Genomic DNA, 20,324 nt, shown 5'->3' on the forward strand with positions numbered 1-20,324 from the left:
TGGGCGCTGTCTCGCCCCGTGAGGCTGCGATAGCGGTGGCTCAGGCAACATCAATGTTTACTGTGCCGCCGCCAGCGCGGGCTCGCAGAACGAGACATCGCCCATTTTTGAACCGGTGTGTTGCTCGATAAAGTCGGCACTCAACTCGATCACCCGGCGGTATTGCAGGTCGACGGTGATCATGTGATAGCAGTTGTCCAACAGGATCTTGGTCACCGGCCCCCCCAGGTGGCGTTCCACGTAGTCGGCGTTCCAGCGGCTGGTGATGTCGTCCTCGATGGAGTGCAGCACCAGCGCCGGGGTCTTGATCGACGGCATGCGTTTCTTCACCACCGCATTCATCCAGTGCAGCTCGCGCACGGTGACGCCTTCCATGGTCAACAACCCGGCCTCGCTGCTCTCGCCCTCTTTCATCTGCCGCTCGACAATGGCCCGCAGGCGTTCGTTCTTGATGCCGTAGGGCGGTTTCTCGGTAAAACGGAACAGGCGCACACCGAACGGAATACGGATCAGCAACGGCGTGATGAAGGCAAATTTGTTGATGCTCCAGCCGTCGTACTTGAGGGTCGTGGAGTACATCAGCAACCCGGCGACCTGGCCCGGAAACTCCGAGGCCAGGTACATCGACATTACCGCGCCCATGGACAAGCCACCGACGAACACCTGCGCATGGCGCTGCTGCACGCCGACAAAGGTCTTGCGCACGCCCTCGTACCAGTCGCGCCAACCGGTGGCCTGCAGGTCTTCGTTGCCCCCGCAGTGCCCGGCCAGGGTCGGCACATACACGGTGCAGTTGCCCTCCTTGGCCAGGCCCTGGGCCACCCGACGCAACTCGGTCGGGGTGCCGGTCAGGCCGTGGATCAACAAGACCCCGACCGGACCGTTGCCGAGAACGAAGCCGGCGTTGCCTTCGCCGAGATCGATATCGGCCTGGTTCACCGCTTCATCGCTCGGGTCAGCAGTTGCTCCAGCAGCTTCAAGCCCAGGTCGATTTCCGGGTAGCTGATTTCCAGGGACGGCGCCAGGGTGATCACGTTCTTGTAGTAGCCGCCCACATCGAGGATCAGCCCGAGTTTCTGGCCGTCTACCAGCATGTCGCCTTTCATGCCCTCGTCAACCATGTAGTCCAGGGTCGCCTTGTCCGGGGTGAAGCCATCGGGACCGCAGATTTCACAGCGCAGGGCCAGGCCCAGGCCATCGACGTCGCCGATGATCGGGAAGCGCTTTTGCAACTCTTGCAAGCCTTCGAGGAAGTATTTGCCCTTGGCCATGACCATCGCGCCGTAGTCGACTTCGCTGGTCATCTTGAACATTTCCAGGCCCACCGCCGTACCCAGCGGGTTGGAGGCGAAGGTGGAGTGGGTGGAACCCGGCGGGAAGATTTTCGGGTTGATCAACTCTTCCTTGGCCCAGATGCCGCCCAGGGGGTTGAGGCCGTTGGTCAGGGCCTTACCGAACACGATCACGTCCGGCTGCACATCGAAGTGCTCGATCGACCACAACTTACCGGTGCGCCAGAAGCCCATCTGGATCTCATCGACCACCATCAGGATGCCGTGCTGGTCGAGCACCTGCTTGAGTTCGCTGTAGAAGTTCATCGGCGGGATCACGTAGCCGCCAGTGCCCTGGATCGGCTCGACGTAGAACGCTGCGTACTCGCTCTGGCCGACTTTCGGGTCCCACACACCGTTGTATTCCGTCTCGAACAGACGGGCGAACTGCTGCACGCAGTGGCTGCCGTACTCTTCCTTGGTCATGCCCTTGGGACCACGGAAGTGGTACGGGAACGGGATGAAGTTGGCGCGCTCGCCAAAGTGGCCGTAGCGGCGACGGTAGCGGTAGCTGGAGGTGATGGACGACGCACCGAGGGTGCGCCCGTGGTAACCGCCCTCGAAGGCGAACATCAGGCTCTTGCCGTTGGTGGCGTTACGCACCACCTTCAGCGAGTCCTCGATGGACTGCGAACCGCCGACGTTGAAATGCACCCGACCATCGAGGCCGAATTTTTTCTTGGCATCCACCGCGATCATTTCCGACAGCTCGATCTTGCCCTTGTGCAGGTACTGGCTGGCGATTTGCGGCAGGGTGTCGATCTGCTGTTTCAGCGCATTGTTCAGGCGCGGGTTGGCATAACCGAAGTTGACCGCCGAGTACCACATTTGCAGGTCGAGGTAGGCCTGGTCTTCGGTGTCCCACACGTAGGAGCCTTCGCAACGGCTGAAGATACGCGGCGGGTCGATGTAGTGGACGGTGTCGCCGTAGGAGCAGTATTTGGCTTCTTTATCCAGCAGAACCTGGTCTTCGGCGGTAGCGATACGGATATCAGACATGATGAAAGAGTTCCTGATTTTCGGAAGTGAAATGGGTGGCGTTGGCGGCGATGCCCTGGGGCAGCCTGGCCAGCAAGGCCGGCAGTTCGGCAAAGGTGTCGAAGCGCAGATGGGGGATGGCGTGGGCCTGGCAGTACTGGGCCAGGCTGCCCTTGGCGAAAACAAAATCGGCGGTGGTCGAGACGCACATATCGGACTTGCCGTCGCCGATCACCAACACCCGTTTGTTACGCGGGGTGGACTTGCATTTGCAGTTGCCCGAGGCCGCGCGGCAAGCGTCGCTGGCATGGGGGAAGTCGATGCGCCAGCTGTTCTGGTCAACCTGGCGCAGGCGGTTGGCGATGATCGGCAGCAGGGTCACGTAGTTGCGCGAAAGGATCCGCGCGATGCCTTGCTCGATGCCGTCGCTGACCACTTCAAGGGACGCGCCCAGGCCAAGGACATGGTCGACGAAGTCCGGGAAGTCCGGGTCGATCTCGACGGTGTCGAAATACGCCAGCAGTTCGGCCGGTGTCGCCTTGATCAATGCCAGTTGGCGGCTCAGGCATTCGCGGGATCCGATATGGCCGTCCAGCCATTGTTGCTCGATGGTTTCCCACTCGGGGCCGGCGAAGCGTTGGAGAACATTGTCGATGACATCGGTGGGTGTGATGGTCCCATCGAAGTCACACACGATATGCCAGTCATTCATCTGCGTTTACCTTGGAGATGACAGCGCGGATGCGCTTGTACCAGGGTTAGAGCAGGGACTGTGCCAAGTGCACAAAACCCAATGGGGCCGGGCTTCTGCCGCATGTCGCGGTGAAATACCCAGTGCCCAAGCTACAATTTTTGTAGGTCGCTACAAACAACATGAGTGCTTGCGTGGGGCCCTGCGCCTGCGCGTTCATGCGCGCATATTTTGCAAGAGGAGCAAGCAATATGTTCAGGGTGACTTCGCGGGTATTCGCCGGCGTCCTGGGGCTGTGGATGGGTTCGGCAGCAGCGGCCGACATCAGCGGCGAGGTGGGCCTGGGCCTGAGCTATCAGCCACGGGAGCCCGCCGCCAGCCGCTATCAGACCGTGCCGGTGCCCTACTTCGACCTGGATTGGGGAGATGTCAGCCTCGATACCGATGACGGCCTGACCTGGAGTGCGCTCAACAGCAATGGCTTGAGTGCCGGGCCGTACCTCAATTACCTGGCGGGACGCACGGCCAACGGGCCGCTGAAGGGCCTGCGGGATGTATCGGACATGGCCGAGGTCGGCGGGTTTATCCAGTACGCGCCAGCGGACTTCTGGCGGGTCTACGCGCAACTGGGGCGGGCCGTGGGCGGTGCCCGCGCGCAAAGCGGCGTGCTCGGCAAGCTCGGCGGGGAGCTGGGTTACCCGTTGGGCGGCGCAGTGATTGGCAGCACGGGGCTGGTCGCGCATTTTGCCGATGGTCGCCAGACCCAGACGTTTTTCGGGGTGGATGAGCAGGAAGCGGCAGGCTCCGGGATTCGCCCGTACAACGCCAGCGGCGGGTTCCAGAACCTGACACTGACCCAGAGCGTGCAGATTCCCCTGGCGCCCAAATGGTCGTTGCTGGCCAGTGCCAGTTGGGTGCATCTACTGGGGTCAGCGGCGGACAGCAGCATCGTGCGCCAGACCGGCGAGGTGAACCAGGGACAGGTGCAGACGGCGATCAGCTACACCTTCGATTGATTGTGTGGGAGCGGGCGTGCCCGCGATAGCATCACCGCGGTGTAACTGATACACCACGGCGCCTGCATCGCGGGCAAGCCCGCTCCCATATTTGTCCGTCATTCCAGTCTGGGCTCAGTTTTCTTCGCCCTCGGCCAGCAGTGCAATCCCGCCAATAATCACCACCACGCCCACCCAGTGCAGGAAGCTGATGTGCTCGCCCAGCCCCAACCACGAGCCGAGCAGCACCACCACAAACACCAGCGAACTCAGGGGGAAGGCCAGGGACAGGCTGCTGCGCCGCAGGATCAGCATCCACACAAAGAACGCGCCGATATAGCAGGCGATCGCCGCGAGGATCCCCGGGTTGACCGCCACCGCCGCCAACCACTGCCAATTGAAATCCATCTGGCCAATTTGATCGCCAGCCACCTTGGTAAACAACTGGCCGGCGCTTTCGGTGAGGATCAACAACGCCCATAACACTACGGTGCCCAGGCGCCCATGCAGCCAGCCAACCGGACGGATAGCCATCTCTTGCGCACTCATGATTGTGCTCCTGCTACAGCCACCAACATCACGCCGGCGGTAATCACCATCGTGCCCAGCCAGCGCCGGCGGCTGACGGTTTCGCCCAGTATCACCTTGCCCGCCAACACCACCCCGCAGTAAGCCAGTGCGGCGGCCGGGAACAACAGGCTCAACGGCGCGCGGGACAAGGCTTCAAGCCAGACAAAAAATTCGATGACATAGGCGCCGATGCCCGCCCACAGCAACGGCGCATTAAATACCTGGCCCCAGAAGGCATTCAGGCGAAAGCCGCCTTCGAGTTCGGGCAAGCGGTCCAGGCCCAATTTGAAACACAACTGGCCGATCACATCGAGAACGATGGAAAAGGCCACCAGCAACACGACGGTCAGGGTCACGGGAACAGCTCCTCGAACAGGTTGATCAACGCTTCATTGGTGGTGGCGTTACGCAGCAGGTCGTCAGCGCTCCAGCGTGCGGCCGGCGGCTGGTCGGACTTGGCTTCCCAGCGTTTGAAGGCGTTGCTGAACGCAGGCTGGGCAAACTCGCCGCACACGTCGATGCCAAGGATCCGCTTGCTCGCCGCCAACGCACGCAGGGCTTGCAGCAGGTGCGTCAGGCGCATGCCGCCCTGGTCCCAGTTGGTGGCCGCGTCTTCGCTGGCCAGCACGTCCTTGTCGAGGGTGATCCATACCGCCTCGGTGGGCAGGCTGGCGATCATTTGCTCAAGGAATGCAGGCCAGTCGAGCTCAGCGAGGTTGCGCCAGTGCAAGTGGTTTTCCTGTTGTGCATGGCCGGCGCCATCCCCTACCCGCCCCCAGACTTTCGACGGCGCGTGCTGCCAGGGAAACAACTGCAAATGCCCGCGCTTCAGGGCGCCGAGGTTACCGCCGCGCAGTTGCGGGTTATGCAGGTCATCGCTGCACGGGCCGAGGGTGACGATGCGCTGGATCGCCGGCATCTTCAGGGCCTGATTGACCCATGAGCCGCAGTGTCGGCGCGGGGCCAGGCGTACCCAGTCGGGGTGGTTGTCGAAGTGGATCAGGCTGATAGGTTCCTGCACTTCGGCGAGAAAAGCCGGGGTCAGGTGGTGATAGTCGCCGGAGCCGACAAAGAAGATTTCCGGGCGCGCCGTGCTTGGCCGGGGCCGTTGGGCCAGGCGCTGGACAAAGCGTTTCCAGGTTTTTTCGGTGGACCACAGGCGCAGTTTCGGGCCCAGGTCGAGCAGGTCCAGGCGCGTCGCTTGACCACTGGCCAGACGCCGGGCGATGGGTGCCTGGGCTGTGAGGCTGTGGTCGAGATCAAGAATATTCAAGGTAATGTTTCACCCCCTGGCAGTGCCCAGCCGCTTACCGGCGGGGCTTTAGGGGGGTAATGCAAGGGATGGGCCAGGAACCCATGTGGCTTGCTCGCCAAGGCGGTGGGTCAGTCAAGAGATACTTAGCTGATCTACCGCTTTCGCGAGCAAGCCCGCTCCCACATTTGGTCGGTGGTGTTTGTTAGCTTTTGGCTTCGTTGATGATCTGGCGGATTGCACCGACAAACGCTTCAACCGGCTGCCCACCACTGACCGCGTACTGGTCGTTGAACACGATGGTCGGCACCGAACTCACCCCGCGTGATACCCACAGCTGCTCCTGCTCGCGGACTTCTGCGGCGTACTCGTCCGAGGCCAGAACCTCGGCTGCGCGCTTGAGGTCCAGGCCAACGCTCTCGGCAATGATTGCCAACGTGGCGTGGTCGGACGGGTCCTGGCCATCGCTGAAGTAAGCCTTGAACAGCGCTTCCTTGAGGTTGTACTGCAAGCCCTCGAGCCCGGCCCAATGCAGCAGGCGATGGGCGTCGAAGGTGTTGTAGATACGGCTTTGGCCATCGGTACGAAACGCAAAGCCCAGGGCGGCGCCCATGTCGCGGATGCGCGCGCGGTTGGCCTGGGACTCTTCGGCAGTGGAGCCGTATTTCTCGGTGATGTGCTCGGTGATGTTCTGCCCTTCGGCGGGCATGTTCGGGTTCAGCTCGAAGGGCTGGAAGTGGATCTCGGCCTGCACTTCGGCGCCCAGTTGGTCCAGGGCTTCGGTCAGGCCGCGCAGGCCGATGACGCACCAGGGGCAGGACACGTCGCTGACAAAGTCGATTTTCAGGGAAGTACTCATTCAGGCAACCTCGCAGGCATTACACGCCACAAAGTTCGCACCATACACCTCTACGCGGCCGTCATAAAACCTTGGCGGGGGCCAGGGGCTCAACCTGCGCCCAATGCGCCGCCTCTTCGCGGTGGGCTTGCAGGTACGGCAACACCGCCGCCAGCAACGGCGCCTTGAACGCTTCCTGAAAACGATGGGCCAGACCCGGGATCAGCCGCAACTGGCTGCCCTGGATATGCGCCGCCAGGTGCACACCATGCATCACCGGCAACAACGGGTCGGCCGTGCCATGCACCACCAGGGTCGGCACGCGCAGTTGGTTGAGCAATGGCACCCGGCTCGGTTCGGCAAGGATGGCCATGATCTGGCGCTTCACACCCTCGGGGTTGAATGCCCGGTCGTAAGACTGCGCCGCCTGCTGCAGCAACGCCTGGCGATCATCCTCAACCTGGGGGCTGCCCAGGGCGGCCAGCAAGTCGGCCTGCTGCTCCAGGGCCACTTCACGGTTGGGCGCACTGCGCCGCGACAGCAGCTGCACCAGCGCGGCATTCGGCGCGGGCAGGCCTTCGGCGCCGGAGCTGGTCATGATCAGGGTCAGGCTTTCTACGCGCTGCGGGGCCATCGCCGCCAGGTGCTGGGCGATCATCCCGCCCATGCTCGCGCCCAGTACATGGAACTGGCGCACCTGCAACGCATCCATCAACCCCAGGGCGTCGTCGGCCATATCGGTCAGGGTGTAGGGCGCAGCCACCGGCAGGCCGAGTTTGTAGCGCAGCACTTCAAAGGTCAGGTTGGCGCTGGCCGGGGCCTGGCGCCAGGTGGACAGGCCAACGTCACGGTTGTCGTAGCGGATCACCCGAAAACCTTGTTGGCACAAGGCGACCACCACTTCGTCCGGCCAGTGGATCAACTGCCCGCCCAGGCCCATCACCAGCAGCAACGCTGGGTCGGAAGCACGGCCGATGCTCTGGTACGCCAGGCTCACCTGGTCCAGGTCGACCCGCTCAGTCGGGACATTGACATCACATCGAGAAGCCGCAAAAGACGGCAGGCCGAACAATAAGGCGGCCAGTAAAAGCAACACGCGCATGAAAAACACCGAAACGCAGAACCCCAGTAGAGCGCGAGTCTGATGAAGTTTGTTCAAGCGCGCTGCCACAGTTACGTGACAGTTTGATGAAGAGTGCCCAGCGGTCATGGTCGACAGAATTGGCAACATGAGACAAACTCACGCTATCCGAACTTGTCACAAATTATCTTCATGGAGAGCCCGTGCTCGAAATCCGTCATCTCAAGACCCTGCACGCCTTGCGCGAAGCCGACAGCCTGGTGGAAGCCGCCGAGCGCCTGCACCTGACCCAGTCGGCACTGTCCCACCAGTTCAAAGAGCTGGAAGAGCGCATGGGCATGCCGCTGTTTGTGCGCAAGACCAAACCGGTACGCTTCACCAGCGCCGGCCTGCGCCTGCTGCAACTGGCGGACGCCACCCTGCCGCTGCTGCGCGGTGCCGAACGGGATATCGCACGCCTGGCCGGCGGCACCGCCGGGCGCCTGCATATGGCGATCGAGTGCCACAGCTGCTTCCAGTGGCTGATGCCGACCATCGACCAGTTCCGCGATGCCTGGCCGGAAGTCGAGCTGGACCTGGCTTCCGGCTTTGCCTTCGCCCCGCTGCCAGCCCTGGCCCGTGGCGACCTGGACCTGGTAGTGACCTCCGACCCGCTGGAGCTGGCGGGCATCACCTATGTGCCGTTGTTCACCTACGAAGCGATGCTCGCCGTGGCCAACCAGCACGCCCTGGCCAATAAGCCGTACATCGTGCCCGAGGATCTGCTCAGCGAAACCCTGATCACCTACCCGGTGGAGCGCGACCGCCTGGACATCTTCACCCGTTTCCTGGAACCGGCCGACGTCGAGCCGGCCCAGGTCCGTACCTCGGAGCTGACGGTGATGATGATGCAGTTGGTGGCCAGCGGACGCGGCGTATGTGGCATGCCCCACTGGGCGCTGCACGAGTACAGCTCGCGGGGTTATGTGAAGGCCAAGCGGTTGGGCGAGAAGGGCCTGTTTGCCACGCTGTACGCCGGGATCCGCGCGGATATGCTGGATGCGCCGTACATGCGCGACTTTTTGCTGACGGCCAAGGACACCTCGTTTTCGACCCTGGATGGGGTCAGCGCAGTCCGTTGATTGCTCACGCGCTGCGCCGTTGCTCCAGCATCAGGCGCACCGCCAGGGCGGCCAGCACAAACCCCATGAAATAACGCTGCACCGCCAGCCACGTGGGGTTGTGGATAAACCAGGCGGCGATGCTCGCGGCGCACAGCGAGATCAGCAGGTTGACCACAAAGCTGACGCTGATCTGGGTAAAGCCGAGCATCAGGCTCTGGGTGAAGACCGAACCGTGCTCCGGGGTGATGAACTGCGGGAATACCGACAGGTAGAACACCGCGATTTTCGGGTTCAGGGCGCTGGTCAGAAAGCCCATGGTCACCAGCTTGCGCGGCGAGTCGGCGGGCAGTTGCTGGGCCTCGAACGGCGAACGGGCGCCCGGTCTCACTGCTTGCCAGGCCAGCCATAGCAGGTACAGCGCGCCGGCCCACTTCAGCACTTCGTAGGCCACCGGCACCGTGAGAAACACTGCGGTCAACCCGGCAGCCGCGGCGAACAGGTGCACAAAAAAACCTGCGACCACCCCCAGCAACGACGTGACCCCGGCCTTGCGGCCCTGACAGATCGAGCGGGAGATCAGGTAGATCATGTTCGGCCCGGGCGTGAGTACCAGCAGCAGCGAGGCGGCGGCAAAAATCAGCAGTTCATTGAGGGGGATCACGGCTCAGTCCTTTGCGCCCGACAGTTCAGGCAGTAGTGGTCAGCGATGCTCGATAAAACGGCAGGATCAAGTCACGTGTCAAGGGCGCCAGCTGCAGGCCGCCGTCGCCGGCCGGGTCGATCCAGCACACTTCTTCGATCTCGGCAGCGGGCGTTACCGGCACGTCGATACGCACTTCAAACAGCTCGGCCGCCACGGTAAACCCCGGCTCGTTGGCCGCCGGCGCCGAGAAGTGGCCCAGGTAGTGTGCCTGGGCCGAGTCGATACGCAGCCCCAGCTCTTCGTACAGCTCACGCGCCAGGGCCTGCACCGGTTGTTCGCCCGCGTCGATCTTGCCGCCCGGCTGCATGAACGCCTGGGTGCCGCGCTTGCGCACCAGCAGGGTCTGGCCGTCGCTGCCGATCAACAGGGCGGCGGCGATACGGATAGTCTGGGACATGAAATAAACGCCTTGGAGTAAAGGGCGCAAAGGATCACACGACCCTGCGCTGCGCTGCCAGCTTTGTGGCCGTTTTTTTGTGATGACGGGTTTGTTGTGGCGAGCGGGCTTGCCCGCGCTGGGCGGCAAAGCCGCCCCAGACCACCCACCGAGCTCCAACTGAGAAAACACGGTGGCCTGATTAGGGCTGCTTCGCAGCCCAGCGCGGGCAAGCCCGCTCGCCATAACAAGGCTGGTCGCCCCGTTGCCACAGGTTGTGTGATTTTTTATTGAGCGGGGAGCGGTTCGTCAGGCTCCTTGATGAACACGCTGTACTTGGCGCCTTCCATGGCTTCAAAGGCGATCAGCTTGTCCACCAGCGGCAGGTTCAACACCTTGCCGGCGTTGAGCAACAGCATGCCGTTGTCGGCATTGAGATTGCGCGCCAGGATCATGCCTTCGGCCAATTCCCGCGTGCCAAGCACCTTGACCGTCGGGTCGCCCAGGGTCACGTCGCTGAGGAAGGCCGCACAGGCCTGGACGAAGTCTTCCACCATATCCGGGTCATACAGGCGCCCGGCGTATTTGCGGATGTACAGCAGCGCTTCGTCGCTGTTCATCTGCCGCTCCAGAATCAAGCCGCGCTGCAATTCGATAAAGTCCACCGCCAACTTCAGCAAACGCGAGCCAAACGGAATCCCATCGCCCTTGAGGTGGTCGGGGAAACCACTGCCGTCCCAGCGTTCCTGGTGATGGCGGATGATGCGCGCCGCATCCTTCATCGGCTCCAGGGTCATCAGCAGCGATTCGCTTTGGGTCGGGTAGGTGCGATACAGCTCGCGGTCGGTGCTGTGCAACAGGTCGGCGGGAGCGATCATCATCCTGTCGGTCCAGCTCAACTTGCCGACGTTGTACAGCGCCGCAGCCATGGTCAGGTCGCGCACACTGGACTCATCCATCGACTGGGCTCGGCAGTACACCCGGATCAGCTCGATCAATGGGCGGTTGGTCTGTTTTTCCTTGGGCAGGCGCAGGTTGGCCAGCAGGGAAAAGACTTCGGTGCCGGTCACGTAGCTGCGTTTGAGCTCATCGTAGGCCAGGTCAAGCATGTCGGCGGTCTGTTGCAGCTCGCTGGTGCGCGAGAGGACGCGCTTTTCCAGGGTGGCATTGAGCGCCTTGAGTTGATCGTTCTGTTCGCGGGTCAGTTGCTCCAGGCGCAGCCTTTCGCGATCGGAAAACTGATGCTCCAGGGACTGGCGCAGGATCAGGAGCAGTTCATCATCGTTCCACGGCTTGCTGATATAGCGGTGGATCTGCCCCTCGTTGATGGCCTTGATGATCATCGTCAGGTCGGCGTAGCCCGTCAGCAGGATGCGCGACGTCGCCGGGTACAGGCGATGGGTTTCGGCCAGCAACGTCGCCCCGTCCATGGCCGGCATCCGGGCGTCGGTCATGATCAGGTCCACGGGTTGGGCCGCCATGATTTCCAGCGCCTGGGCACCGCTGCCGGCCAGCAAGACGTCATAAGGCTGACCGCGCAGCAGGCGGCGCAGGCTGTTGAGGATCGATTCTTCATCATCGACCAGCAAAACCGTGGGCCTGTAGGGAGAAGTTGTAGCGAGTTGCTCATCCATGGCGACACCTACTCAAACTTGAACTAGATTGAACCCTTGCACCTGCCGTTGACTGCGCGGTGCTTGCCCAGGCAATCAGCGCTCTACGTCAAAGGGTGAGCTGCCGTTGATTTGACGCCAACTGGCCGACTAATTCAAGGGAGCCGACTACGCTTACAGGTAAAGTCAGCGATTGACTCACTCCACTCATCCCTTGGGGAAAGGAAGCCTTATGCGCACCTCCATGTTGTTGCGCGCTAATAGATGCGTGTCATGATCCAGCGACCGGAACATGCAAACCGACGCATTCTGATCGTCGACGATACGGCCTCTATCCATCAGGACTTCCGCAAAATCCTCTGTGCCGAGGCCATCGCTGACCAGACGCTGGAGAGTATCGAGCAAAGCCTGTTCGGTACGGCACCCGCGGTTCACCAGCGCTACACCCTGGACTCCGCCTACCAGGGCCAGGAAGCCCTGGCGTTGGTGAGCCAGGCGCTGGCTGATGGCGCGCCATACGCCCTGGCGTTCATCGACATGCGCATGCCGCCGGGATGGGATGGCCTGGAGACCATCGAGCAGCTGTGGAACATCGACTCCAACCTGCAAATCGCCCTGTGTACCGCCTATTCCGACTACTCCTTCGAAGCGATTGAAGCGCGCCTGAAGTTCAGCGATCAGTTGCTGATCCTGAAAAAGCCCTTCGACCATCTGGAAATCCGTCAGATGGCCAGTGCCCTGACCTGGAAATGGCAGTTGGCACAGGATGCGCTGCTCAAGGTGTCGAACCTGGAGCGCACGATCGAAGAACGGGTCCAGGAACTGCTCAAGGTCTCGCACCTGCTGCAATACGACGCCCTCACCGGCCTGCCCAACAGCACGTTGCTAGGCGACCGACTGACACAGGCCATTGCCCTGGGCCGGCGCCACGATACTCAACTGGCCGTGATGTTTATTGGCCTGGACCGCTTCAAGCGTATCAACAACGCCCTGGGCCACCCCGTGGGCGATCAAGTGTTGCAACAGGTCGGCGAGGATCTGGCGGCAACGGTCCGCAAATCCGACTCGGTGTTCCGCTATGGCGCCGACGAGTTCGTGATGATCCTCAACGACATTCATCACCCCCAGCAAACCAAAAGCATTGCCGAGAAGGTCCTCAAGGCTCTGGGCCGCACCCGCCATGTGGCGGGCCATGACCTGCGTGTCACTGCCAGCCTTGGCATCAGCATTTACCCCAATGACAGTTTCAACGCCGTGGAGCTGATCAAGAAGGCGGAAACCGCCATGCGTAACGTCAAGGAACAGGGGCCGGACAACTTCAGCTTTTTTATCGAAGACATGAACCTCATCGCGCGCCAGCAGCAGACCCTGGAGGCCGCTATCCGCCTGGCCCTGGAGCGCGATGAGTTCGTCTTGCACTATCAGCCGAAGCTGGACTTGAAGAGTGGGCGGATTGTCGGCGCCGAAGCGTTGATTCGCTGGTTTCAACCGGCTCATGGCTGGGTCTACCCATCGGACTTCATCCCGATGGCCGAAGACAGCGGCCTGATCGTGCCCTTGAGCCAGTGGGTCTTGCGCCAGGCTTGCGAACAGGCGCAACGCTGGCAAGCCCAGGGCTTGGCGCCCATTTGTGTCTCGGTGAACATCTCGGCTATCGACTTCCGTCAGCGCGACTTTGTCAGCAACCTTGCGACCATACTCGAGCAGACAGGGTTGGCGCCCGCCCTGCTGGAGCTGGAGATTACCGAGAGTGTATTGATGCAAAACGTCGAAGACACCGTTGCCATCCTGCACGAGATCAAAAAAATGGGGGTGCGGCTGGCCATTGATGACTTCGGCACCGGCTACTCCAGCCTCAGTTACCTGCGGCGCTTTCCCGTCGATGTGCTAAAAATCGACCAGTCGTTTGTTCGTGGCCTGGGCGAGAACACCCAGGACATGCAATTGATCAGTGCCATTATCAGCCTGGGCAAGAGCCTGGACCTCAATATCATTGCCGAGGGCGTGGAGACCGTCGAACAACTGGAGTTCCTCAAGGCCCGGCACTGCGAGGAGGGCCAGGGCTATCTGTTCAGCAAAGCCGTGGCGGCCGAGGATTTTGCCCGGCTGCTGCAAACCGGCCCACATCATCTGATGCCGGATCAATGATTCTCTGCTCACAAGGAATTGAAGTTGAGCAATACATCACCGCGTTACCCGTCGGTATGGGTCATAAGCCTGGTATTCGGCGTATGGCTGGGCGGCTCAACGGCACTCGCAGCGCCACTCGATGAGGCGCTCAAACCGCTGCCTGGAACGCCGGTGCTGGATGCCGCCCGTGTCGAGTTGGGGCGTCGGCTGTTCAATGAAACGCGTCTTTCGATCAATAACACCCTGTCGTGCGCCAGTTGCCATCGCCTGGACAAAGGCGGCGCGGATGACAAACCCTTCTCCCTGGGCTTCGACGGCAAGCCCGTGGCCCTCAACACGCCCACGGTGTTCAACGCCAGCCTGAACTTCAAACAGTTTTGGAACGCCCGGGCAGACACCCTGGAGGCACAGATCGAACAAGTGGTGACCAGCCCCGTGGAAATGGGTAACACCTGGCCAACCGTGGTCGCGACGCTGTCCGCTGCGCCTGAATATCAACGCGCATTCACCCAGGCGTACCCCGACGGCGTCACGGCCGCCAACGTGCAGAATGCCCTGGCCACGTACGAGCGCACCCTGCTCACGCCCAACTCACGCTTCGACCAGTACCTGCTGGGCAACACCGACATCCTCAGCTATGACGAAAAACAGGGTTACCTGCGCTTCAAGGAGTACGGTTGTATTGCCTGTCATCAAGGGGTCAACATCGGGGGCAACATGTACCAGAAGTTCGGCGTGCTGGGTGACTACTTCAAGGACCGCGGCAACCCGGTGGACGCGGACCTGGGGCGCTACCTGGTCACCCTGGATGAGGAAGACCGCCATGTGTTCAAAGTGCCCAGCCTGCGTAACGTCGCCGTCACCGCCCCGTACTTTCACGATGCCTCGGCCAAGACTCTGGAAGAGGCGATCGACGTGATGTTCAAGTACCAGTTGGGGCGCACGCCGTCGGCGGATGACAGGGCCCTGATTGCGCTGTTTCTCAAGACGCTGACCGGCGAATGGGAGGGCAAGCCGCTATGAAGCTGACTCGCCGCGCCAGCCTGGCACTGCTCGGTGTCGTCACCGTGGTACTGGCCTCGATCCTGGTTTTTTTATACATCAAGTCTTCTACTGACCAGAGCAGCAACTACACCCCGTCCCGGGACCTGATCCGCCATATCAAGCAATTGAACGCGCAATGGGACAGCGAGGTGCTCAAGGCGCGGATCGCCCTGACCCACAACTACGACCCGCTGGTCGCGCCGCTCAACGAGATGAACAGCCTCTGGGCCGAGTTGGAAGCGCGCGAGCACCTGCACCAGCATGCCGATCCAGCCAACTGGCAATTGGCACAGAGCACCTATCAAGCGGCGATCGAGGAAAAAGCGCGGCTGGTGGACCAGTTCAAAGCCCATAACGCGTTGCTGCGCAACTCCCTGGCCTTCCTGCCGAACGCCGAGGACGATATCCAGATGCAGTTCGGTCTGCTGGACGACAACAATCGCCTGCAGTTGCAGGACATTACCAGCGACACCTACGACTTGTTGCTCAGCAGTCTTGAGTTCGCGCTGGTTGCCAGTGATGACAAGGCCGCAGAGATTCTTGTCGGGTTGAACAAACTGGCGATCAACAAGGAACACCTGCCTGGGGATTTCCAGAGCCCTATCGAGCTTCTCAGCAAGCACATTGCCCTGATTCTGCGTGAGCAACCGGTGGTCAACAGTTTGCTTGAGCGCATCGCCGCAATCCCGCTGTCCGAGCACTTGGACGTCATGACCAACCAACTCGACCAGGATCAACGGGTCGCCGAACTGACCGAGCAGAAGTACCACCGTTACCTGCTGGTGTTTTCGACGTTATTGATGCTGGTACTGGTGTACCTGGCTGTTCGCCTGTTACGCAGCTTCGCCGAGATCAACCGGGTCAACCGCGCCCTGCTGGCTGTCAACGAAAGCCTCGAACAACGGGTCGAGGAACGCACCCGGGAACTCAAGGACGCCCAGAGCGAGCTGCTCGACAGCGCCCGCCAGGCCGGCATGGCGGAAATTGCCACGAATGTGCTGCACAACGTCGGCAACGTGCTCAACAGCGTGAATGTGTCCGCCGACCTGGTCACCCGTAAGCTGCGGGCCAGCAAGGCCCTGGGGCTGGGCAAGGCCATGCAGTTGATCAACGAGCATCCCCATGACCTGGGCACCTTCCTGACGGACGACGACAAGGGCAAAATGTTGCCGGGATACCTCAATCAATTGGTGGACGCGATTGCCATCGAGCAGCAAGGCATGGCCGATGAACTGGTGCAGTTGACCAAGAGCGTCGACCACATCAAGGACATCGTCTCCACCCAGCAGTCCTATGCTGGCGCCTCCAAGCTGCTGGAACCGGTCCATATCAGCGCCCTGGTCGAAGACGCGCTGCGCATGAATTCCGGGGCCTTGAGTCGCCACCATGTCACCGTGGTCAAGGACTATCAGCCGGTCCCCGAGGTCATGGCCGACAAACACCGGTTGCTGTTGATTCTGGTGAACCTGATCAGCAACGCCAAGTACGCCATGTCCAACCTCAGCGACCGGCCACGCCAGATAACCCTGACGGTCCGCCCCCTGGATGACCATACGCTGCAAATCAGCGTAAAAGACGAAGGCGAAGGAATTCCCGCAGAGAACATGACGCGGATCTTTACCCACGGTTTCACCACCCGCAAGGAAGGCCACGGCTTCGGCCTGCATAGCTGCGCCCTGGCGGCCATCGAAATGAAAGGCCGTCTCACCGCCCACAGCGATGGGCCGGGCCAGGGCGCCCTGTTTACCTTGTCTATCCCTCTTGAACGTGCCGAGACCTGACCATGCCCTCTCTTTACAACCGGCGCATTCTGCTGATTGATGACACCCCCTCGATCCACGAGGACTTTCGCAAGATCCTGATGCCGACGCTCGAACAGAACGCGGCGCTGGATGAGATGGAGAGCGCGCTGTTTGGCGAAGCCGCCAAACCCCAGGCCCAGACCTTTGAACTCGACTCGGCCTACGGCGGCCAGGAAGGCTTGCAGCAACTGTGTGCGGCCATGCAACAAGCACGACCCTACGCCCTGGCGTTTGTCGACATGCGCATGCCCCAGGGCTGGGACGGTGCTCAGACTATCGAAGAGCTGTGGAAAGTCGCCCCGGACCTGCAAGTGGTGGTCTGTACCGCCTACACGGACTATTCCTGGGAAGAACTGCTGTCGCGCCTCAATGCCCATGATCGACTGCTTATTCTGAAGAAGCCCTTCGACAATATCGAAGTCCAACAGATGGCCAATACCCTGGCGGCCAAATGGGACATGGCCCGCCGCGCCAGCCTGAAAACCGTGCACCTGGAGCAGTTGGTAGAACAGCGCACCGAGGCGCTGACCCTTGCCAGCCAGGCCTTGCAGCAGGAAATCGACGAGCGCAAGCAGCTGCAAAGCCAGTTGATCCAATCGGAGAAGCTGGCCTCCCTGGGGCAACTGGCTGCCGGGGTGGCGCACGAAATCAATAACCCCGTGGGCTTCGTCACCTCCAACCTTGGCACGCTGGAGAGTGACTTCAAGCAATTGCAGCGCATGCTCGACGCCTATCAACAGGCTGAGGCGGCCCTGGCGCCCGGTGACTGCCTTGAACAACTGAGCGCCTTGCGCAACGAGTTGGACCTGGACTTCCTCAAGGAGGACATCCCGATCCTGATCCGCGAATCCAAGGACGGCATCGGCCGTGTGACGCAGATCGTCAAAGACCTGAAGAACTTCTCCCGGGTCGATAACGACGAGCAATGGCAATGGGCGAACCTGCAGCAAGGGATCGACTCGACCCTGAACATCGTGGCCAGTGAACTCAAGCACAAGGCGGACGTGATCAAGCACTACCAGCCCCTGCCCGAGATTGAATGCCTGGCCTCACAAATCAACCAGGTGGTGATGAACCTGGTGATCAACGCAGCCCAGGCCATGGGCCCGGAGCGCGGCACGATCACCCTCAGCAATGGGGTCGAGGGCGATCGGGTGTGGCTGGAGGTGGCGGATAACGGCTGCGGGATTGCGCCCCACAGCCTGCAGAAAATCTTCGACCCGTTTTTCACCACCAAGCCGGTGGGCGAAGGCACGGGCCTGGGGTTGTCGCTGTCCTATGGCATCGTCAAGAAACACCACGGAGATATCTCGGTGAGCAGTGAAGTCGGCAGGGGCACCACCTTTCGGGTGGTGCTACCGATCCGGCAGACAGCGGCGTGACGCCTCTGCTGTTCAGGCTTCAGCGGGCTTGGGGCTGGAACCAAACGAGGCAAACCGCTTGTTGAACCCGGCAATCCGCCCTTCGACCTGGGTCTTGCGCTGCTGCCCGGTGTAGATCGGGTGGGACGCGCTGGATACGTCGAGGGCCATGTAAGGGTAAGTGTTGCCATCGGTGTGTTGGTGGGTGCGATCCGTGTCGACCGTGGAGCCGATCAGGAAAAACACATCGGCGGCAGTATCGTGGAACAGCACGGTGCGGTAGTCGGGGTGAATACCAGCTTTCATAGGGCCTCCGGGGCATCTGGGCAGGATTAATACGTTATACAGTAACGTAAATAATGCACCCAAACGAGAACGTATTGCAATACCAAGAGAGGCTTGGGTTCTCTGCGGTTGCCCCGGCAAGGAACTCGACCGTAAGCTGGGCCCCGTGTTGAACCGTGAACCCGCATAAAGAATAGAACCTTGTAGGAGCAGGCTCCTACAGGTCATAGAGCGTCCGAACCCAAGGAAACCGTATGAGCCTGTCGTTGCTTAGCCGTTATGCATTCTTTGCCGTGTGTGTCATTTTCACCCTCGCCAGCCTCCCCTTTATCCAACACGAATGGCTCTGGCCGATGACCCTGGTGACCGGCGTGCTCAGCCTGATCGGCGTGTTCGACCTGCTGCAAAGCCCCCACGCGGTGCGCCGCAACTACCCGATCCTGGGCAATATCCGCTACCTGGTGGAAGGCATTCGCCCGGAAATCCGCCAGTACCTGCTGGAGTCCGACAGCGACGCCCTGCCCTTCTCCCGGGCCCAGCGTTCGCTGGTGTATTCGCGGGCCAAGAATGAAAGCGCCGACAAACCCTTCGGCACCCTGATCGACGTGTACCAGTCCGGTTTCGAATTTATCGGCCACTCCATGCGCCCGGCCCCGTTGAGCGACCCCAGCGCCTTTCGCGTGGTGGTCGGCGGCCCGCAGTGCACCCAGCCGTACTCGGCGTCGGTGTTCAATATCTCGGCCATGAGCTTTGGCTCGTTGAGCGCCAACGCCATCCGCGCCCTCAACCAGGGCGCCAAGCTCGGCAACTTCGCCCACGACACCGGCGAAGGCAGCATCAGCGCCTACCACCGGGAAAACGGCGGCGACCTGACCTGGGAGCTGGGCAGCGGCTACTTCGGCTGCCGCACCAGCGACGGCCGTTTCGACCCCGAACGCTTTGCCGTGCAGGCGCAAAACCCGCAGGTACGGATGATCGAAATCAAGATGAGCCAGGGCGCCAAGCCCGGCCATGGCGGGATCCTGCCCAAGCACAAGGTGACGAAGGAAATCGCCGAGACCCGTGGCATCATGATGGGCGAAGACTGCATCTCGCCGTCACGCCACAGTGCCTTCTCCACGCCGATTGAGCTGATGCACTTTATTGCCCAGTTGCGTGAATTGTCCGGCGGCAAACCCGTGGGCTTCAAATTCTGCCTGGGCCACCCGTGGGAGTTCATGGGCATCGCCAAGGCCATGCTCGAGACCGGGATCCTGCCGGACTTTATCGTGGTCGACGGCAAGGAAGGCGGCACCGGCGCCGCCCCCGTGGAGTTCACCGACCATATCGGCGTGCCCCTGCGTGAAGGTCTGTTGTTTGTGCACAACACCCTGGTGGGCCTGAACCTGCGGGACAAAATCAAACTGGGCGCCAGCGGCAAGATCGTCAGCGCCTTCGATATCGCCAGCGTCCTGGCCATCGGCGCCGACTGGGCCAACTCGGCCCGGGGCTTTATGTTCGCCATCGGCTGCATCCAGTCGCAGAGCTGCCACACCAACAAATGCCCAACCGGCGTGGCCACCCAGGACCCGTTGCGCCAGCGCGCACTGGTGGTACCGGACAAGGCCCAGCGCGTGTTCAACTTCCACCGCAACACCCTCAAGGCCCTCGCGGAAATGCTCGCGGCGGCCGGCCTGGATCACCCTTCGCAGTTGTCGGCCAAACACCTGGTACGGCGCATGTCGGCCACCGAGATCAAGCTGTTCTCGCAGTTGCATGTGTTCCTCAAGCCAGGGGAACTGCTGACCGGTGAAGTGAACGGCGAGTTTTATTCGCGGATGTGGCAAATGGCGCGGGCCGACAGTTTCGAGCCCCATGAAGTAGAAGCGGCTTAAAGGACAACTGTTGTGTTGAAAGTGATCGCCGAAGACTTTATCAAACCCGAACACCTGGAAATCGTGCGCCCCTGGTACGCCGAACTGGTGGAAAAAACCCGCCAGGAACCGCTGTGCATCGCCTACGACTTGTTCGTCGACCAGAAAGACCCGGGGCACTTTGTGTTTATCGAGCAATGGCCCGACCAGGCCGCGCTGGATGCCCACTGCCAGACCGAACACTTCACCCGGCTGGTGCCGCAGATCAACGCGTATCAGGCCAAGCCTTGCCGGGTGTTGTTGATGGATGGGTTTTAA

20 protein-coding genes are annotated in these 20,324 nt (G+C 61.4%); 8 read left to right on the forward strand and 12 right to left on the reverse strand.

Features of this window, described 5'->3' with window-relative positions; genetic code table 11:
• Positions 1-57: 57 nt before the first annotated feature.
• The 3 genes from K1X80_RS22985 to K1X80_RS22995 are packed head-to-tail and all read right to left on the reverse strand — an operon-like array spanning position 58 to position 3,021.
• The gene (locus K1X80_RS22985; protein WP_057958588.1) at positions 58-939 is read right to left on the reverse strand and encodes a carboxylesterase; all 882 of its coding nucleotides are present in this window, start codon (positions 937-939) and stop codon (positions 58-60) included.
• On the reverse strand, positions 936-2,330 hold the full coding sequence (locus K1X80_RS22990; protein ID WP_057438348.1) for an aspartate aminotransferase family protein: 1,395 nt from the start codon (positions 2,328-2,330) through the stop codon (positions 936-938). The genes K1X80_RS22985 and K1X80_RS22990 overlap by 4 nt, the downstream gene beginning before the upstream one ends.
• Entirely contained in the window at positions 2,323-3,021 is a 699-nt protein-coding gene (locus K1X80_RS22995; protein ID WP_057438346.1) for an MtnX-like HAD-IB family phosphatase, read from the reverse strand. Before K1X80_RS22995 ends, K1X80_RS22990 begins: the two co-directional genes overlap by 8 nt.
• Before the next feature lie 230 nt (positions 3,022-3,251).
• On the opposite strand from K1X80_RS22995, the gene K1X80_RS23000 reads away from it, so the two are divergent.
• On the forward strand, positions 3,252-4,016 hold the full coding sequence (locus K1X80_RS23000; RefSeq protein ID WP_057438345.1) for a MipA/OmpV family protein: 765 nt from the start codon (positions 3,252-3,254) through the stop codon (positions 4,014-4,016).
• A 114-nt stretch (positions 4,017-4,130) separates the two neighbouring features.
• Here K1X80_RS23000 and K1X80_RS23005 read toward each other — a convergent pair whose 3' ends face one another.
• The 5 genes from K1X80_RS23005 to K1X80_RS23025 all read right to left on the reverse strand — a co-directional run bounded on the left by K1X80_RS23005 (position 4,131) and on the right by K1X80_RS23025 (position 7,757).
• Positions 4,131-4,544: an EamA family transporter gene (locus K1X80_RS23005; protein WP_057958585.1), complete on the reverse strand. Its 414-nt coding sequence runs from the start codon at positions 4,542-4,544 to the stop codon at positions 4,131-4,133.
• Positions 4,541-4,921 carry a transporter gene (locus K1X80_RS23010; RefSeq protein ID WP_057438341.1) on the reverse strand — a complete coding sequence of 127 codons (381 nt, stop codon included), beginning with the start codon at positions 4,919-4,921 and terminating at the stop codon, positions 4,541-4,543. The genes K1X80_RS23005 and K1X80_RS23010 overlap by 4 nt, the downstream gene beginning before the upstream one ends.
• Positions 4,918-5,838 (reverse strand): arginase, encoded by a 921-nt coding sequence (locus K1X80_RS23015; protein WP_200657072.1) that lies wholly within the window; start codon positions 5,836-5,838, stop codon positions 4,918-4,920. Before K1X80_RS23015 ends, K1X80_RS23010 begins: the two co-directional genes overlap by 4 nt.
• Positions 5,839-6,022: 184 nt before the next feature.
• Positions 6,023-6,676, reverse strand: coding sequence for a DsbA family oxidoreductase (locus K1X80_RS23020; RefSeq protein WP_057438339.1), 654 nt, complete (start codon positions 6,674-6,676; stop codon positions 6,023-6,025).
• 61 nt (positions 6,677-6,737) lie between these two features.
• Positions 6,738-7,757, reverse strand: a complete 1,020-nt coding sequence (locus K1X80_RS23025) for an alpha/beta fold hydrolase (protein WP_057438337.1) — start codon at positions 7,755-7,757, stop codon at positions 6,738-6,740.
• A gap of 182 nt (positions 7,758-7,939) precedes the next feature.
• Here K1X80_RS23025 and metR point away from each other — a divergent pair, with 182 nt between their 5' ends.
• Positions 7,940-8,857: a transcriptional regulator MetR gene (gene metR, locus K1X80_RS23030; RefSeq protein ID WP_032859924.1), complete on the forward strand. Its 918-nt coding sequence runs from the start codon at positions 7,940-7,942 to the stop codon at positions 8,855-8,857.
• A 4-nt stretch (positions 8,858-8,861) separates the two neighbouring features.
• Here the strand turns inward: metR and K1X80_RS23035 are convergent, their stop codons facing one another.
• From K1X80_RS23035 to K1X80_RS23045, 3 genes are all read right to left on the reverse strand, one after another.
• The gene (locus K1X80_RS23035) at positions 8,862-9,500 is read right to left on the reverse strand and encodes a LysE family translocator (RefSeq protein ID WP_057958583.1); all 639 of its coding nucleotides are present in this window, start codon (positions 9,498-9,500) and stop codon (positions 8,862-8,864) included.
• A 25-nt stretch (positions 9,501-9,525) separates the two neighbouring features.
• Positions 9,526-9,939 (reverse strand): NUDIX domain-containing protein, encoded by a 414-nt coding sequence (locus K1X80_RS23040; protein ID WP_115128909.1) that lies wholly within the window; start codon positions 9,937-9,939, stop codon positions 9,526-9,528.
• A gap of 266 nt (positions 9,940-10,205) precedes the next feature.
• The gene (locus K1X80_RS23045) at positions 10,206-11,552 is read right to left on the reverse strand and encodes an HD domain-containing phosphohydrolase (protein WP_198817980.1); all 1,347 of its coding nucleotides are present in this window, start codon (positions 11,550-11,552) and stop codon (positions 10,206-10,208) included.
• A gap of 252 nt (positions 11,553-11,804) precedes the next feature.
• Between K1X80_RS23045 and K1X80_RS23050 the strand changes: the two genes are divergently transcribed.
• The 4 genes from K1X80_RS23050 (at position 11,805) to K1X80_RS23065 (ending at position 17,889) form a co-directional block, all read left to right on the forward strand.
• On the forward strand, positions 11,805-13,679 hold the full coding sequence (locus tag K1X80_RS23050; protein ID WP_220172517.1) for a bifunctional diguanylate cyclase/phosphodiesterase: 1,875 nt from the start codon (positions 11,805-11,807) through the stop codon (positions 13,677-13,679).
• A gap of 63 nt (positions 13,680-13,742) precedes the next feature.
• Positions 13,743-14,684 (forward strand): cytochrome-c peroxidase, encoded by a 942-nt coding sequence (locus K1X80_RS23055; protein ID WP_220172976.1) that lies wholly within the window; start codon positions 13,743-13,745, stop codon positions 14,682-14,684.
• Positions 14,681-16,486 carry a DAHL domain-containing protein gene (locus K1X80_RS23060; protein WP_220172518.1) on the forward strand — a complete coding sequence of 602 codons (1,806 nt, stop codon included), beginning with the start codon at positions 14,681-14,683 and terminating at the stop codon, positions 16,484-16,486. The genes K1X80_RS23055 and K1X80_RS23060 overlap by 4 nt, the downstream gene beginning before the upstream one ends.
• A gap of 2 nt (positions 16,487-16,488) precedes the next feature.
• Positions 16,489-17,889 (forward strand): ATP-binding protein, encoded by a 1,401-nt coding sequence (locus K1X80_RS23065; RefSeq protein WP_120734094.1) that lies wholly within the window; start codon positions 16,489-16,491, stop codon positions 17,887-17,889.
• A gap of 12 nt (positions 17,890-17,901) precedes the next feature.
• On the opposite strand, the gene K1X80_RS23070 is transcribed toward K1X80_RS23065, so the two are convergent.
• Entirely contained in the window at positions 17,902-18,174 is a 273-nt protein-coding gene (locus tag K1X80_RS23070) for a type B 50S ribosomal protein L31 (protein ID WP_057958577.1), read from the reverse strand.
• A gap of 233 nt (positions 18,175-18,407) precedes the next feature.
• Here K1X80_RS23070 and K1X80_RS23075 point away from each other — a divergent pair, with 233 nt between their 5' ends.
• Both K1X80_RS23075 and K1X80_RS23080 read left to right on the forward strand, forming a co-directional pair.
• Entirely contained in the window at positions 18,408-20,027 is a 1,620-nt protein-coding gene (locus K1X80_RS23075; protein ID WP_057438323.1) for an FMN-binding glutamate synthase family protein, read from the forward strand.
• 12 nt (positions 20,028-20,039) lie between these two features.
• On the forward strand, positions 20,040-20,324 hold the full coding sequence (locus K1X80_RS23080; RefSeq protein ID WP_128592828.1) for a putative quinol monooxygenase: 285 nt from the start codon (positions 20,040-20,042) through the stop codon (positions 20,322-20,324).

The organism is Pseudomonas sp. So3.2b (assembly GCF_019464415.1).
Lineage (GTDB): Bacteria > Pseudomonadota > Gammaproteobacteria > Pseudomonadales > Pseudomonadaceae > Aquipseudomonas > Aquipseudomonas shahriarae.

Excerpts from the sequence above, each read along its gene's own strand:
- K1X80_RS22990 (WP_057438348.1), bottom strand. The coding sequence starts at position 2,330 with ATGTCTGATATCCGTATCGCTACCGCCGAAGACCAGGTTCTGCTGGAT.
- K1X80_RS22995 (WP_057438346.1), bottom strand. The coding sequence starts at position 3,021 with ATGAATGACTGGCATATCGTGTGTGACTTCGATGGGACCATCACACCC.
- K1X80_RS23000 (WP_057438345.1), top strand. The coding sequence starts at position 3,252 with ATGTTCAGGGTGACTTCGCGGGTATTCGCCGGCGTCCTGGGGCTGTGG.
- K1X80_RS23005 (WP_057958585.1), bottom strand. The coding sequence starts at position 4,544 with ATGAGTGCGCAAGAGATGGCTATCCGTCCGGTTGGCTGGCTGCATGGG.
- K1X80_RS23020 (WP_057438339.1), bottom strand. The coding sequence starts at position 6,676 with ATGAGTACTTCCCTGAAAATCGACTTTGTCAGCGACGTGTCCTGCCCC.
- K1X80_RS23025 (WP_057438337.1), bottom strand. The coding sequence starts at position 7,757 with ATGCGCGTGTTGCTTTTACTGGCCGCCTTATTGTTCGGCCTGCCGTCT.
- K1X80_RS23040 (WP_115128909.1), bottom strand. The coding sequence starts at position 9,939 with ATGTCCCAGACTATCCGTATCGCCGCCGCCCTGTTGATCGGCAGCGAC.
- K1X80_RS23045 (WP_198817980.1), bottom strand. The coding sequence starts at position 11,552 with ATGGATGAGCAACTCGCTACAACTTCTCCCTACAGGCCCACGGTTTTG.
- K1X80_RS23050 (WP_220172517.1), top strand. The coding sequence starts at position 11,805 with ATGATCCAGCGACCGGAACATGCAAACCGACGCATTCTGATCGTCGAC.
- K1X80_RS23060 (WP_220172518.1), top strand. The coding sequence starts at position 14,681 with ATGAAGCTGACTCGCCGCGCCAGCCTGGCACTGCTCGGTGTCGTCACC.
- K1X80_RS23065 (WP_120734094.1), top strand. The coding sequence starts at position 16,489 with ATGCCCTCTCTTTACAACCGGCGCATTCTGCTGATTGATGACACCCCC.
- K1X80_RS23070 (WP_057958577.1), bottom strand. The coding sequence starts at position 18,174 with ATGAAAGCTGGTATTCACCCCGACTACCGCACCGTGCTGTTCCACGAT.
- K1X80_RS23075 (WP_057438323.1), top strand. The coding sequence starts at position 18,408 with ATGAGCCTGTCGTTGCTTAGCCGTTATGCATTCTTTGCCGTGTGTGTC.